Here is a 14,027-nt window from a genome sequence, read left to right as displayed (position 1 = left end):
TCACTCCCACCAGAAGGCCCAGTTCGTGGCGCCGACCAGCTCCTTCGCGTATGCCCCCACGGTCCCCGGACCGCTCTGCGCCACGGCGTTCGGACACAGGGCGTAGTGCTCGGCGGCCAGCACCTCGGCGTCGTCCAGGCCGGTGGGCGGCGCCGCGACGGACACCACCAGCACGTCCGGTCCGAGCGCCACCACCCGGGCCCCGAACCGGTCCTCCCACGACCGCAGCACCGCGCAGATCCGGGCCACGTCGCCGTCGTGGTCCAGGGTGCCGGTCCAGCCGATCGCCGCCGGTATGTCCGCGGACCGGCGGGCCGGCACGAGGGCCAGGTGCGGCTCCTCCACCCACTCGGCCCACATGTCCGGGTCCTGGTGCAGCGCGTCGGCGACTTGTGCGGCCCGGCTGCCCGGATCGGCGGCCAGGAGCCCGGCGGAGGCGAGCCCCGGCCACGGGACGTCGAACGGCTCGGTCTCCTCGCCGGCCTGCCCCTCGGTCTCCCGCGTCCAGTACTCCGACAGCACCTCCGCGGCCTCGTGGTCCCCCGGGTACGACGCCTCGCCCGGCAACAGCACCCAGTCCTCCAGACCGGTCCGGCAACCGGCCATGTCCACCAGCACCGGCAGCAGTCCGGCACGGGACGCCGGCGCGCCCAGCGCCTTGAAGGTGCCGGGCGCGGAGGGCTTCTCCGCATGCCACAGCAGGGGCTCGTGCCAGGGGCCGTCGTCCGTCTCGTCCACCAGTCTTCCGGGCGGCAGCCGCAGGCCGAGGGAACGCCCACTGGGGTCGGTGGCCAGCTTGGGCAGCGGGTTGGGAAGAGTCGCCATGCCGGAGACTGTAAAGCCCGTCACTGACAACGCCGTTGAGCAGCGCGGCCACCCTCGCGGGCCCGTCGTCCGGCCCGGTGTCAGACCAGCGTCGTGATGCAGAACGGGTGCCCCGCCGGGTCCAGCAGGACCCGCCAGCGGTCCGGCTGCGGCTGGGCCTCCGGCTTGGTCGCACCCATCTCCAGCAACCGCCGCTCGGCCCTGTCCAGGTCGTCCACGCCCACCTCGATGTGAGCCTGCTTCTCCTGGGCCGGGTCCGGCCAGGTGGGGCGGCGGTAGTCGGCCAGGCGGTTGAAGCCCAGGCCCGGCGCGCCGTCCTTGCCGCCCAGGAAGACGAAGTCGTCGGAGGCGTAGGCGACGGGGAGGCCGAACATCTCGCCGTAGAACCGGGACAGTTCGACCGGGTCGGCGCAGTCGAAGGTGACGGCGGCGTAGCGGAAGACGGGTGCGGAAGCGGTGTCTGTGCTCATGGGGACGACCGTAGGACACGACCCGGACAGTTCCGGTCCTGGTCGTGCGGACCGGTGTGGAAGACTTCCGCCCGTGCTCAGCGCCTCCGCCCGACTGCTCCGCCTGCTCGCGCTGCTCGCCGCCCGGCCCTCCTGGACCTGCGCCGAGCTGGCCGGGCGCATGGCCGTCACCGACCGCACGGTCCGGCGCGACATCGCGAGGCTCCGCGAACTCGGCTACACCGTCGACTCCGACGCCGGCCCCTGGGGCGGTTACCGCCTCCGGGCGGGCTCGCGCGTGCCGCCGCTGATCCTGGACGACGAGGAGGCGCTGGCCGTGGCGGTGGGACTGCGGGAGACGGCGCTCGGCGGCGCCCTGGGCGGCGACCAGGCGGCCCTGTCCGCACTGCTGAAGCTGCGGCAGGTGCTGCCGCCCCGGATCGCCGAGCGGCTGGCCGAGTGGGACGACGCCCTCGTAAGGCTTCCCTGGCCCGAGGAGCCACGCATCCGGCCCGGCATGCTGCTGGAGCTGGCCGCCGCCTGCCGGCGCGGTGAGCGGACCCGGCTGTCCTACCGCGACGGGCAGGACCGGCACACCGTCCGGGACGTCGACCCCTACCGGCTCGTGCACACGGGCCGGCGCTGGTACTTCGTCGCCCGGGACGTCACCCGCGGCTGGCGCACCTTCCGGGCCGACCGGGTCGAACGGCTCCGGCCCACCGGCCGCCCCGTGGAGATCACCGACCCGCCGGACGCGGCCCAGCTCGTCTCCCGCAACACCGCCAACGGCCCCTACCCGCTCTCGGCCACCATCCGGCTGCCGCTGCCCCTGGCGGACGCGCTGCGAGTCGTACCGGCCACCGTCGGCACCCACCGCGCCGACGGCCCGGACGCCACCCTCGTCGACATAGGCGGCCCGGACCCGGACGGCCTCGCCCGCTACCTGCTGGGCCTCGCCACCCCCCTGCGCGTCCTCACCCCGGACGCCGTACGGGAGGCCTTCGTACGCCGTGCCCGGGAGCTGCTGGACGCGCAGACGGCCGACGGCCCGCCCCCGGAGTGAGGGCGGGCCGCCGGCGTCGAACCGAGACCGGTCAGAGCTTCTCGGGCGTGCGGATGCCCAGCAGGGCCATGCCCCGGTGCAGGGTGCGGGCCGTGACGTCGCACAGGAAGAGGCGGTTCTCCATCTGCGCCGGGGTCTCGGCGCGCAGCACCGGGCACTTGTCGTAGAACGACGTGTAGAGGGAAGCCACCTGATACAGGTACGCCGCCAGCTTGTGCGGGGCGTACTCCGCGGCCGCCTCCCGGACCGTCTCCGCGAAGGAGTCCAGGTGCAGGCCCAGCGCGCGCTCCGCCTCGTGCAGGGCCAGCTCCGGGTGGGCCGCCGGGGAGACCTCGCCTGCCTTGCGCAGGATCGACTGGATACGCGCGTACGCGTACTGGAGGTAGACGGACGTGTCGCCGTTCAGCGAGACCATCTGGTCCAGGTCAAACTTGTAGTCCCGGTTCGCCGACGTCGACAGGTCCGCGTACTTCACCGCGCCGACGCCCACCTGGGCACCCCGCTCGGCGATCTCCTCCTCGGACAGGTCCTGCGCCTTCTCCCGGACCACGGCCGAGGCGCGGTCGATCGCCTCGTCCAGCAGGTCGACCAGGCGGACCGTCTCGCCCTCACGGGTCTTGAACGGCTTGCCGTCCTTGCCGAGGACCGTGCCGAAGGCCAGCTGCACCGCCGTCACGTCGTCGTTCAGCCAGCCGGCCCGGCGGGCGGTCTCGAAGACCATCCGGAAGTGCAGGGCCTGCCGGGCGTCCACCACGTACAGCAGGGTGTTCGCCTTGAGGTTGAAGACGCGGTCGCGGATCGCGGAGAGGTCGGTGGCCGCGTAGCCGTAGCCGCCGTCGGACTTCTGCACGATCAGCGGGACCGGGTTGCCGTCCGGGCCCTTGATGTCGTCGAAGAACACGCACAGCGCACCCTCGGAGCGGACCGCGACACCCGACTCCTCCAGCAGCCGGCAGGTCTCGGCCAGCATGTCGTTGTACCCGGACTCGCCGACGATGTCCGCGTCCCGGATCTCCATGTCCAGCTTCTCGAAGACGGAGAAGAAGTAGATCTTCGACTCGTCCACGAACTTCTGCCACATGGCGAGCGTGTGCTCGTCCCCGGCCTGGAGGTCGACCACCCGGCGCCGGGCCCGCGTCTTGAACTCCTCGTCGGAGTCGAACTTCTTCCGCGCGGCCTTGTAGAGGCGGTCGAGGTTCGACATCGCCTCCTCACCCGTCACCCGGGCGTCCTTGTGGTCCAGCTCGTGCGGGTGCTCGTCCAGGTACTGGATGAGCATGCCGAACTGGGTGCCCCAGTCGCCGATGTGGTGCCGGCGGACCACGTTCTCGCCGGTGAACTCCAGCAGCTGCACCACCGAGTCACCGATCACCGCACTGCGCAGATGACCGACGTGCATCTCCTTCGCCACGTTCGGCTGCGCGTAGTCGATCACCGTGGTGCCGGGCTGCTCGGCGAACGGCACACCGAGGCGGCCCGTCTCGTCCGCGTACCGCGCGGCCAGGTTCTCCGTGATCGCCTTGTCCGCGATCGTGATGTTCAGGAAGCCGGGCCCGGAGACCTCGACGTCCTGGATCACGTCACCGGTCACCACCCGGGAGACGACCTGGGCCGCCAGCTCCCGGGGGTTCGCCTTCGCCTTCTTGGCCAGGGCCAGGATGCCGTTGGCCTGGAAGTCGGCCCGGTCGCTTCGTCGCAGCAGCGGGTCCGCGCCGGCGGCCTCCGGCAGGGTGGCCGTGAGCGCGGACGCGAGGTGCTGCTGGACGTTGTCGCTGAGGGACGTGACCGAGGCCATAGGAGTGGGTGCCGTTCTCCTCGTGGGGATGGATAGACCCAGCCAGTATCCCACGGGGGGTAAAGCCGTTTTCCCGGGCGCGATCCGGTCTGTGAGAATGGGGTGTCACCCCGTTCAGAAAGAAGGACGTGCCGATCGTGGCTCAGAGCACCGAGACCACCGACTGGGTCTCCCGTTTCGCGGATGAGGTCATCGAGGAGTCGGAGCGCCGGGCCCCGGGCAAACCGGTCGTCGTCGCGTCCGGACTCTCCCCCTCCGGTCCCATCCACCTCGGCAACCTCCGCGAGGTCATGACCCCGCACCTCGTCGCCGACGAGATCCGCCGCCGCGGCCACCAGGTCCGGCACCTGATCTCCTGGGACGACTACGACCGCTACCGCAAGGTGCCCAAGGGCATCGCCGGGGTCGACGAGGAGACCTGGGCCGAGCACATCGGCAAGCCGCTGACCTCCGTCCCGGCGCCCGAAGGCTCGCCGCACCCGAACTGGGCCGAGCACTTCAAGGCCGCGATGATCGAGTCGCTCGCCGAGCTCGGCGTCGAGTTCGACGGCATCAGCCAGACCGAGCAGTACACCTCCGGCGCCTACCGCGAGCAGATCCTGCACGCCATGCGGCACCGCAACGAGATCGACGCGATCCTCGACCAGTACCGCACCAAGAAGACCGCGAAGAAGCAGCAGCAGAAGCCCCAGGACGAGGCCGAACTGGAGGCCGAGGAGGGCTCCGGCGCCGCGTCCGAGGACGACGGCAGCTCCGGCTCCGCCGGGTACTTCCCGTACAAGCCGTACTGCGGCGACTGCGGCAAGGACCTCACCACGGTCACCTCCTACGACGACGACACCACCGAGCTGTCGTACACCTGCACCGCCTGCGGCTTCACCGAGACCGTCCGGCTCAGCGAGTTCAACCGCGGCAAGCTGGTCTGGAAGGTCGACTGGCCGATGCGCTGGGCCTACGAGGGCGTCGTCTTCGAACCCAGCGGCGTCGACCACTCCTCTCCGGGCTCCAGCTTCCAGGTCGGCGGCCAGATCGTCGGCATCTTCGGCGGCAAGCAGCCCATCGGCCCCATGTACGCCTTCGTCGGCATCTCCGGCATGGCGAAGATGTCCTCCTCGCGGGGCGGGGTCCCGACCCCGGCCGACGCGCTGAAGATCATGGAGCCGCAGCTGCTGCGCTGGCTGTACGCCCGCCGCCGCCCCAACCAGTCCTTCAAGATCGCCTTCGACCAGGAGATCCAGCGGCTCTACGACGAGTGGGACAAGCTCGCCGCCAAGGTCACCGAGGGCGCCGCCCTCCCCGGCGACGTCGCCGCGTACACCCGCGCCGTCGGCACCGCCGCCGGTGAACTGCCGAAGACACCGCGACCGCTGCCCTACCGCACGCTCGCGTCCGTCGCCGACATCACCGCCGGACACGAGGACCAGGCCCTGCGCATCCTCTCCGAGCTCGACCCGGAACAACCGCTGGCCGGCCTCGACGAGGCCCGCCCCCGGTACGACAGGGCCGAGGCCTGGATCAACACCCACGTCCCCGCCGACCAGCGGACCATCGTCCGCGACGAGCCCGACGCCGAACTGCTGAAGTCCCTCGACGAGGCCTCCCAGCAGTCCGTACGCCTCCTGCTCGACGGACTCGCCGACCACTGGTCGCTCGACGGGCTGACCCACCTCGTGTACGGCGTGCCCAAGGTCCAGGCCGGGTTCCCCGCCGACGCCACGCCCAAGGAACTGCCCGCCGAGATCAAGACCGCACAGCGGACGTTCTTCGCCCTCCTGTACCACCTGCTCGTCGGCCGCGACACCGGGCCCCGGCTGCCCACCCTGCTCCTGGCCGTGGGCCAGGACCGGGTGCGGCACCTGCTCGGCGAGTAAACGAGAACGACACGCAGAAGGGGCCCTCCGCCACGGAGGGCCCCTTCTGCGTGCCATCAAGCGATGTGGTCCTCTTCCAGCTCCGCGTTGAAGCGGTTGGTGAAGCGGTTGACCATACGGTCGGCCTCCCGCGCCGGCAACGCGATACGGAACGTCGCCTCCACCGCCTCGGCGAACTGGTGCGGAGTGGGCAGGCTGCCGTCGATCGACTTGCGGAAGACCTGGTAGTAGTCCTCCTCCGTCGGGTCCGGCTGCGCGGTGCCACCACCCTCGCCCAGCTCACGGGTACGGTTCGGACCCACCGGGATCGGGAAGCTGCCGGTCTCCTCCGGGGACGGCTGCTGGAACTGCTCCGGCGGCTGGTCCTCGTACCAGTCCTCGTACTGCTCCTCCGGGGCGTACTGGGGCTCCTGGAGCATCGGGTCGTACGTGGGGTCGTAACCGCCGTGGTACTCGACCTCCCGCGGCGTCTGGAACCACGGACTCTGCTCGTCCACCGGCGGCTCCTGAGGACGCCGCTCATCCGCGGGCCCGACCTGCCGCGGCACAGCCGCCGCCCCCGCGGCACGTCCACCCGCCACCACGCCGTGTGCCGCCGCCTCCAACTCCGGCTGAGGAGCCGCAGGCACCAGGACCGGCTCGATGCCCGCCGCCGCCAGACCCGCCGGAGCCGTCTCCGCCAGCGGAACGCCGTACCGCGCCAGCCGCAGCGGCATCAAGGACTCCACCGGGGCCTTGCGGCGCCAGGCACGGCCGAAGCGGGACCGCAGCCGGGCCTGGTACACGAGACGTTCCTGCTCCAGCTTGATGACCTGGTCGTAGGAGCGCAGCTCCCACAGCTTCATCCGCCGCCACAGCAGGAACGTCGGCACCGGCGACAGCAGCCAGCGGGTGAGGCGGACCCCCTCCATGTGCTTGTCGGCCGTGATGTCCGCGATCCGGCCGATCGCGTGCCGCGCCGCCTCGACCGCCACGACGAACAGCACCGGGATCACCGCGTGCATCCCGACACCCAGCGGATCCGGCCAGGCGGCGGCGCCGTTGAACGCGATCGTCGCCGCCGTCAGCAGCCACGCCGTCTGGCGCAGCAGCGGGAAGGGGATGCGGATCCAGGTCAGCAGCAGGTCCAGGGCCAGCAGGACACAGATGCCCGCGTCGATGCCCACCGGGAACACATACGAGAAGTTCCCGAAGCCCTTCTTGATGGCCAGCTCACGGACGGCCGCGTACGAACCGGCGAAGCCGATGCCGGCGATGATCAGCGCGCCGGTCACGACCACGCCGATGAGCACGCGGTGCATCCGAGTCAGCTGCAGTGGCGCGGCCACTCGCACTCCCCTCCCATTGCGTGTCCTTGCGCGCAACAGAGTGGCACACGTGTACGGCGAACGTGGTGCCGGTCAGCCGCCACGGCCCTCCGTCAACCGCCACGGCCCCCCGGTCAGCTGTCCTTCGCGGCCGACTCGGACGGAGACGCGCTCGATGAGGCCGACTTGGAGGGGGACTTCGAAGGAGCCCCCGAAGGCGACGCCGACTTCGACGGGGACGCCGGCGAACTCGCCGTACCACCCGCGCCGTTGGCCGACGACACCGACGCCACGACCTCCTTCAGCGCCTTCTCCGCGGCCTTCGTCAGGTCATCGGCGTCCGGCGTCTTCTCACCCGCGAGACCGGCACCGTTGTAGTCGACCGTCACCACGACGTTCTCCACCCGGGCGACGACCGTCTGCTGCTTGAAGAGGCCTTCCTTCTTCTTCAGGTCGTACCGCACCGCCGTCGCCTCCGCGCCCGTCCCGGACAGCGGTATCGCCTTGGTGCTCTTCGCGCCGTCCACCGCCTGCGCGTCCTTCACCTGACGCGCGTAGTACGTGTGCGCCTGGTCGTCACCGGAGCCCCGCGTGACGTCCGAGTCGAAGCGGAGCAGCGACACGTTCAGCCAGCGGAACTGCGAGCCCTTGACGCCGTTGTTGTCCAGGCTGTTCCACGAACACGAGGCACGCGACGACGGCTCGTCCGAGCTGCCCTTCTTGCCGGACTTCCCGCTCTTCGGGACCAGATCGGTCAGCGTCTTCTTCGACAGCACCGCGCACGCGTCCGGAAGCTTCCCGTACGCCGCCGCCCGCACGGTCGGCGACGCGCTCGCCGAGGGCTGCGAACTGCCGCTGCCCGCCGACTGCGTGCTGCTCCCACCGGGCTCGGCCTTGGAGTCACCGGAATCCGACGAGCACGCCGCGGTGATCAGAACCGCGGGAACGGCTGCCGCGCAGACAAGAACGCGGCGGAGGCGCTTGGCTCGCTGGTGTCGCTGGGCACGGTCGTCTCGCTGGGCTGCTCGCTGCATGGTTCCTTCACTCATGACGCTCGGTGTTCGTGCGGGTTCCTGCGGGGCCACGGTACGCGGTGAAGGACCTGTGCGGTTTCCCTTCGCGCCCTTCGCGGACGCGGTCCGACAGGACCGGCAAGGCCGTCAGCCCCCCAGCGCGTCATCCAGCCGAGAGGCCAGATTACGGGCCCTGTCCTGCATTTCCTTGCTGTCCGGGACCTCCCCCATGGCCATCGGCTGCTCCTCGTACTGGATGGTGACGATGACGTTGGACGTGCGGAACACCACAGTCACCGTCCGCTGTTCGGCCGTCGAACCGGACGTGCTGAGCCGGTCGTCCAGATACCCCTCGTCACCGAGGTCGGTCAGCGCGCGCGGCTGGAGATCGGCCGGCGTGGCACCGGAGGAAGCGTCGGAGGACTCGGAAGACTCCGAGGACCCCGACGAGGCAGGGGAGTTGGGGGAAGAAGGCGTCGTCGCGCCCGGCGAGGCCGCACCGCCCGCCGAACCCTTTCCCGACGACGACGCGGACGCGGACGACGACGCGGTGGGCGTCGGGGACGAGGCGGGCGGCGCCGAGGAAGCCGCCGGCGCCGGGAGGTCGGCGGCCGTCTCCTTGTCCAGGAACAGCTTCCGCGCCTGGTCGTCGTCGCTGACCGTGTTGTCGTACGACACCACGCGCTCGAAGTCGACGGACAGGCGGTCCGTGGCGGCGGCCGACTCGACCTTCCAGCGGCAGCCCACCTTGCGGTCGGTGTCGTAGGTGAGCGCGGCATCGCCCTGGTAGGCCTTGTCCCGCTGCGCCGGGTCGGCGATCTGCTGGATGCCGGGCAGCAGCGCGTCCAGGGTGTCGTGACCGATCGCGCCGCAGGGCTCGGGGAGGGTGCGGTACCTGCCGGGCTGGGCGGCGGCCGCGGCCGAGCCGGCGTCGCCCGGGTTCGCGTTGTCCGCCGGGTCCTTGTCCCCGGAGCCGCTCGTACAGCCGGCCAGCAGCGCCGCGAGGAGGGCGGCGGTGCCGGTTACGTACGCCTTCCGCTGCACGGTCGGGCTCCTCTCGACGGTGTGCGATCGCTGGTGCTCCAGTGTCCCCGCTGGTTATTCGCTTGCCGCAGCGGGGCGCTCCCTGGAGACAATGTGTATCGCACGCACTGCCGTGGACGCCGGTCCCTTGTCCCTTTTCATCGACCTTGGCGCCGCTTTTGCGTTTTGTCGCTCTCAAGTCTTTTGTCATCTCTTCCGGGGGAATGAAGAACACATGTCGTACGTGGAGATGCCGGGCGCCAAGGTCCCGATCCGGATGTGGACGGACCCGGCGACGGTCGAGGACGTGGCCCTGCGCCAGCTCCAGAACGTGGCCACCCTGCCGTGGATCGAGGGCCTGGCCGTCATGCCGGACGTGCACTACGGCAAGGGCGCGACGGTCGGCTCGGTCATCGCGATGCGGGGCGCGGTGTGCCCGGCGGCGGTCGGCGTGGACATCGGCTGCGGGATGTCGGCGGTGAGGACGTCCCTGACGGCGAACGACCTCCCCGGCGACCTGTCGCGGCTGCGGTCGCGGATCGAGCAGGTGATTCCGGTGGGGCGGGGGATGCATGACAGTCCCGTGGATCCCGGGCGGTTCCACGGGGTGGCCACCGCCGGGTGGGACGACTTCTGGGGGCGGTTCGACGGAGTGGCGGAAGCGGTCAAATTCCGTCACGATCGAGCAGAAAAGCAGATGGGAACGCTCGGTTCCGGGAACCATTACCTCGAAGTTTGTCTTGACCAGTCAGATTCGGTCTGGCTGACGCTGCACTCAGGGTCCCGCAACATCGGCAAGGAACTCGCCGAGCACCACATCGGCGTGGCCCAGAAGCTTCCGCACAACCAGGACCTGGTCGACCGCGACCTCGCCGTCTTCGTGTCGGACACCCCGCAGATGGCCGCCTACCGCCACGACCTGTTCTGGGCGCAGGAGTACGCCAAGTACAACCGCATGCTCATGATGGCGCTCCTGAAGGACGTGATCCGCAAGGAGTTCAAGAAGGCGAAGCCGACGTTCGAGCCGGAGATCTCCTGCCACCACAACTACGTGGCGGAAGAGCGGTACGACGGCATGGACCTGCTCGTGACCCGTAAGGGAGCGATCCGCGCCGGATCCGGTGAGTTCGGGATCATTCCCGGCTCGATGGGTACGAGCTCGTACATCGTGAAGGGGCTCGGGAACGAGAAGGCGTTCAACTCGGCGTCGCACGGCGCGGGCCGGCGGATGAGCCGCAACGCGGCCAAGCGGCGCTTCTCGACGAAGGACCTGGAAGAGCAGACCCGGGGCGTGGAGTGCCGCAAGGACTCGGGGGTGCTGGACGAGATTCCGGGTGCTTACAAGAACATCGACCAGGTGATGGAGCAGCAGCGCGACCTCGTCGAGGTCGTGGCGAAGCTGAAGCAGTTCATCTGCGTGAAGGGTTGACGGAAGGGGCCCCCGGGCTGGGGGCCCCTTCATCTCGTCACTGATCCTTGGGCACCGGCACTTGGTAGTCGCACAGGAGATCGTGTGGCGTGAGCCTGGGGCGGATGTTCGTGCGCTGATCGGGTGATCGATGGGGCTCGCCCGTACGGGGTTACCCGCGCCCCGGTTCCAGCGCGTCCAGCCAGCGCAGCAGGCGGTTTCCCTCCCTGGTCATGATGTCGGGGTCGCGCAGGGCGTTGGTCAGGAGGGACATGCCCTGGTAGGCCGCGATCAGGGTGAGGGCGTGGTCGTCGGGGTCGGGGACGCCCCAGGTGCGGAACTGGGCGGCGGTCCAGTCCAGGAGGCGGCGGATCACCGCGCCGGCCTCCGCGTCCAGCGTGCCGTCCGCGCGTTTGTCGAGTTCGACGGCGAGCGTGCCGGTGGGGCAGCCGTGGCGGGCGGCGGTCTCGCGCTGGGCGGTCCAGGCCTCGACCAGGGCCTTGAGGCGGTCGCGCGGGGCCGGCAACCGGTCCAGTCCGGCGGTGAGTTCGTCGAGGTGGGCGCGGTGTTCCGCGAGTGCGGCCTGGACCAGTTCGTCCTTGGTCTTGAAGTAGTAGTAGACGTTCCCTACCGGGACGTCGGCCTCGCGGGCGATGTCGGCGAGGGTGGTGCGCTCGACGCCCTGCTCGTGCAGGACCCGGGCCGCCGCCGCCGTGAGTCGTCGGCGTTTCTGTGACGCCTGTGTCCGCCGGTCCACTGAGTTTGTCACCTGACTGACTATAGACAGCGGGGGCGGCGGGTTCTAGGGTTTCAGTTAGTTAGCTGGCTGACTCAGTAGGGGGCTGTGATGATCGTTGTGACCGGTGCCACCGGGAACGTCGGGCGTGTGCTGGTGGAGCTGCTGGCGGAGGCCGGTGAGGAGGTCGTGGCCGTGTCGCGGCGGCCGGAGGCCGCGCCGGCCGCGGCCGGGGTGCGGTGGGTCCGGGGCGGGGCCGGGGACGCGGCGGGCATGCGGCCCGCCCTCGACGGCGCCCGTGCCCTGTTCCTCGTCCTCGGGGGCGAGCTGAACTTCCGGGGGGAGAGCCCCGATGCTCTGCTCGACACGGTCGCGGACGCCGGGGTCGAACGGATCGTGCTGGTGTCCTCGCAGGTGAGCGCCACCCGGCCCGACGCGCCCTCGCACGCCCGGCTGCGGACGTTCGAGGCCGCGGTACGCGCGTCCGGGCGGGAGTTCACCGTCCTGCGCCCCGGCGGATTCGCCTCCAACGCCCTCGCCTGGGCCGGTTCGGTCCGCGCCGAGCGCACCGTCCACGCCCCCTTCGGCGATGTCGCGCTGCCCGTGGTCGACCCGGGGGACATCGCCGCCGTGGCCGCCGCCGCGCTGCGCGAGGACGGGCACGCGGGCCGGGTGTACGAGCTGACCGGGCCCGCGCCCGTCAGTCCGCGCGAGCAGGCCGGGGTGATCGGCGAGGCGCTCGGCGAGGAGGTGGCCTTCGTCGAGCTGTCCCGTGCGGCGGCGCACGCCGGGATGGCGCGGTTCATGCCGGAGCAGGTCGTCGCCGGCACCCTGGACGTCCTGGGCGCACCGCTGCCGGCCGAGCGCAGGGTGAGCGGAGACGTGGAGGCGGTCCTGGGCCGCCCGGCCGCTCCCTTCGCCGCGTGGGTCGCCCGGAACCTGCCGGCGTTCGCCTAGGTGTGCCGTCCGGACAGCACCCCCAGGCGCTGGTCACTTCGCGTGCCGTACGGCGTAGATCATGATGAACGCGATGAAGTGGATGCCGAAGAGGAAGTAGGCCAGGAAGTACCAGACCTGGCGTTCGTTCTTCGTCTCCTGGGCCAGGCGCCGCTGCTCGAAGGCGTCCTGCTCGTCGTCCGTCACTGCTCCCGGTGCACCTTGGTGTTGGACGCCTGGGCGCGCGGGCGCAGGACGAGGAGGTCGACGTTGACGTGGCTGGGGCGGGTCACGGCCCAGGTGATGGTCTCGGCCACGTCGTCCGCGGTGAGGGGCTCGGCGACGCCCTCGTACACCTTCTCGGCCCTCTCCTTGTCCCCGCCGAAGCGGGTCAGCGCGAACTCGTCGGTCTTGACCATGCCGGGGGCGATCTCGACGACCCGGACCGGCTGGCCGACGATCTCCAGGCGGAGGGTCTCGGCGAGGACGTGGGCGCCGTGCTTGGCGGCCACGTAGCCGGCGCCGCCCTCGTAGGTGCCGTGGCCGGCGGTGGAGGAGACGACCACGACGACGCCGTCGCCGCTCGCGACGAGCTTCGGCAGCAGTGCCTGGGTGAGGTTCAGGGTGCCGATGACGTTCGTCTCGTACATCGTGCGCCAGTCCGCCGGGTCGCCGGTGGCCACCGGGTCGGCGCCGAGGGCGCCGCCGGCGTTGTTGACGAGGACGCCGATCGTCTGGAAGGCGGAGGTGAACTCGTCCACGGCGGCGCGGTCGGTGACGTCCAGCTGGTACGCGACGGCGGAGTGGCCGGCCTCGGTCAGCTCCTCGGCCAGGGCCTCGATGCGGTCCTTGCGGCGGGCGGTGAGGACGACGCGGTAGCCGGCGGCGGCGAGCTGCCGGGCCGTGGCGGCGCCGATGCCGCTGCTCGCGCCGGTGACGACGGCGATGCGGGAGGCGGCGGGCGGTGCGGCGGTGGCCATGGCTGCTCCTGGGGCTGCGGCTGGGCGGTCGGTCGGGCGGTTTCGTCCAGCGTAAGTGAGAGCCTCAGCCGCCGTTTCGCGGTGCCCACATGATGACGGCCATCCCGGCGAGGCAGATCAGCGCGCCGGTGATGTCCCAGCGGTCGGGGCGGTAGCCGTCGGCGACGACGCCCCACAGGATCGAGCCGGCCACGAAGATCCCGCCGTAGGCGGCGAGGATGCGGCCGAAGTGGGCGTCCGGCTGGAAGGTGGCGACGAAGCCGTACGCGCCGAGGGCGAGGACGCCTCCGGTGATCCACAGCCAGCCCCGGTGTTCCCGCACGCCCTGCCAGACCAGCCAGGCGCCGCCGATCTCGAACAGCGCGGCGACGACGAACAGGGCGGCGGAGCGGAGGATCGGCATGGGGGCAGCTTCGCACGCACCTCCCGCGTCGCCCGGGGAGGGTGCGGTGGTGCTCGGTGAGCGCGGGGCGGGGCCCGGCCTGCTCCTGTGTGTAAGCGCCCCGTGCTGCCACTCCGGCGCCGGGGGCGGGTGGTGGAGGGGGCTGGAATACCCGGGAGGGGGTGACCGTTGGAGGGGTATAGTTGAACGCTCAACAACCTGGAGGGTGAGCGACCATG

The 14,027-nt window shown here is 71.0% G+C and carries 14 protein-coding genes; 4 read left to right on the top strand and 10 right to left on the bottom strand.

Annotation, left to right across the window (positions count from 1 at the left end; genetic code table 11):
- Complete coding sequence (locus LG395_RS39735) at positions 1-825, bottom strand: DUF4253 domain-containing protein (RefSeq protein ID WP_225814315.1); 825 nt, start codon at positions 823-825, stop codon at positions 1-3.
- Positions 826-905: 80 nt separating this feature from the next.
- A complete protein-coding gene (locus LG395_RS39730; RefSeq protein WP_225814314.1) occupies positions 906-1,295 on the bottom strand; it encodes a VOC family protein in 390 nt (129 codons plus the stop codon).
- A gap of 73 nt (positions 1,296-1,368) precedes the next feature.
- Here LG395_RS39730 and LG395_RS39725 point away from each other — a divergent pair, with 73 nt between their 5' ends.
- The gene (locus LG395_RS39725) at positions 1,369-2,337 is read left to right on the top strand and encodes a helix-turn-helix transcriptional regulator (protein ID WP_225814313.1); all 969 of its coding nucleotides are present in this window, start codon (positions 1,369-1,371) and stop codon (positions 2,335-2,337) included.
- 31 nt (positions 2,338-2,368) lie between these two features.
- Here the strand turns inward: LG395_RS39725 and argS are convergent, their stop codons facing one another.
- Positions 2,369-4,132: an arginine--tRNA ligase gene (argS, locus tag LG395_RS39720; protein ID WP_225814311.1), complete on the bottom strand. Its 1,764-nt coding sequence runs from the start codon at positions 4,130-4,132 to the stop codon at positions 2,369-2,371.
- 128 nt (positions 4,133-4,260) lie between these two features.
- Here argS and lysS point away from each other — a divergent pair, with 128 nt between their 5' ends.
- On the top strand, positions 4,261-6,003 hold the full coding sequence (gene lysS, locus LG395_RS39715; RefSeq protein WP_225814309.1) for a lysine--tRNA ligase: 1,743 nt from the start codon (positions 4,261-4,263) through the stop codon (positions 6,001-6,003).
- A 56-nt stretch (positions 6,004-6,059) separates the two neighbouring features.
- On the opposite strand, the gene LG395_RS39710 is transcribed toward lysS, so the two are convergent.
- From LG395_RS39710 to LG395_RS39700, 3 genes are all read right to left on the bottom strand, one after another.
- The gene (locus LG395_RS39710) at positions 6,060-7,304 is read right to left on the bottom strand and encodes a DUF2637 domain-containing protein (protein ID WP_171159821.1); all 1,245 of its coding nucleotides are present in this window, start codon (positions 7,302-7,304) and stop codon (positions 6,060-6,062) included.
- Positions 7,305-7,444: 140 nt separating this feature from the next.
- On the bottom strand, positions 7,445-8,344 hold the full coding sequence (locus LG395_RS39705) for a DUF3558 family protein (protein WP_225814307.1): 900 nt from the start codon (positions 8,342-8,344) through the stop codon (positions 7,445-7,447).
- Positions 8,345-8,470: 126 nt separating this feature from the next.
- The gene (locus LG395_RS39700; RefSeq protein ID WP_225814298.1) at positions 8,471-9,367 is read right to left on the bottom strand and encodes a DUF3558 domain-containing protein; all 897 of its coding nucleotides are present in this window, start codon (positions 9,365-9,367) and stop codon (positions 8,471-8,473) included.
- Positions 9,368-9,581: 214 nt separating this feature from the next.
- On the opposite strand from LG395_RS39700, the gene LG395_RS39695 reads away from it, so the two are divergent.
- On the top strand, positions 9,582-10,775 hold the full coding sequence (locus LG395_RS39695; protein WP_225814296.1) for an RtcB family protein: 1,194 nt from the start codon (positions 9,582-9,584) through the stop codon (positions 10,773-10,775).
- 151 nt (positions 10,776-10,926) lie between these two features.
- Here the strand turns inward: LG395_RS39695 and LG395_RS39690 are convergent, their stop codons facing one another.
- Positions 10,927-11,511, bottom strand: a complete 585-nt coding sequence (locus tag LG395_RS39690; RefSeq protein ID WP_212768396.1) for a TetR/AcrR family transcriptional regulator — start codon at positions 11,509-11,511, stop codon at positions 10,927-10,929.
- A 90-nt stretch (positions 11,512-11,601) separates the two neighbouring features.
- Here LG395_RS39690 and LG395_RS39685 point away from each other — a divergent pair, with 90 nt between their 5' ends.
- Complete coding sequence (locus LG395_RS39685; protein WP_225814294.1) at positions 11,602-12,447, top strand: SDR family oxidoreductase; 846 nt, start codon at positions 11,602-11,604, stop codon at positions 12,445-12,447.
- Between the two features lie 33 nt (positions 12,448-12,480).
- Here the strand turns inward: LG395_RS39685 and LG395_RS39680 are convergent, their stop codons facing one another.
- The 3 genes from LG395_RS39680 to LG395_RS39670 form a co-directional block, all read right to left on the bottom strand.
- Positions 12,481-12,633 (bottom strand): hypothetical protein, encoded by a 153-nt coding sequence (locus LG395_RS39680; protein WP_225814292.1) that lies wholly within the window; start codon positions 12,631-12,633, stop codon positions 12,481-12,483.
- Positions 12,630-13,406 carry an SDR family NAD(P)-dependent oxidoreductase gene (locus tag LG395_RS39675; protein ID WP_225814290.1) on the bottom strand — a complete coding sequence of 259 codons (777 nt, stop codon included), beginning with the start codon at positions 13,404-13,406 and terminating at the stop codon, positions 12,630-12,632. The genes LG395_RS39680 and LG395_RS39675 overlap by 4 nt, the downstream gene beginning before the upstream one ends.
- Positions 13,407-13,470: 64 nt before the next feature.
- On the bottom strand, positions 13,471-13,809 hold the full coding sequence (locus LG395_RS39670) for a YnfA family protein (protein ID WP_103817826.1): 339 nt from the start codon (positions 13,807-13,809) through the stop codon (positions 13,471-13,473).
- Positions 13,810-14,027 lie beyond the last annotated feature (218 nt).

The sequence above is a fragment of the Streptomyces spinosus genome, from assembly GCF_020400655.1.
Lineage (GTDB): Bacteria > Actinomycetota > Actinomycetes > Streptomycetales > Streptomycetaceae > Streptomyces > Streptomyces argyrophylli.
This window is presented reverse-complemented; position numbering and strand designations above follow the sequence as displayed.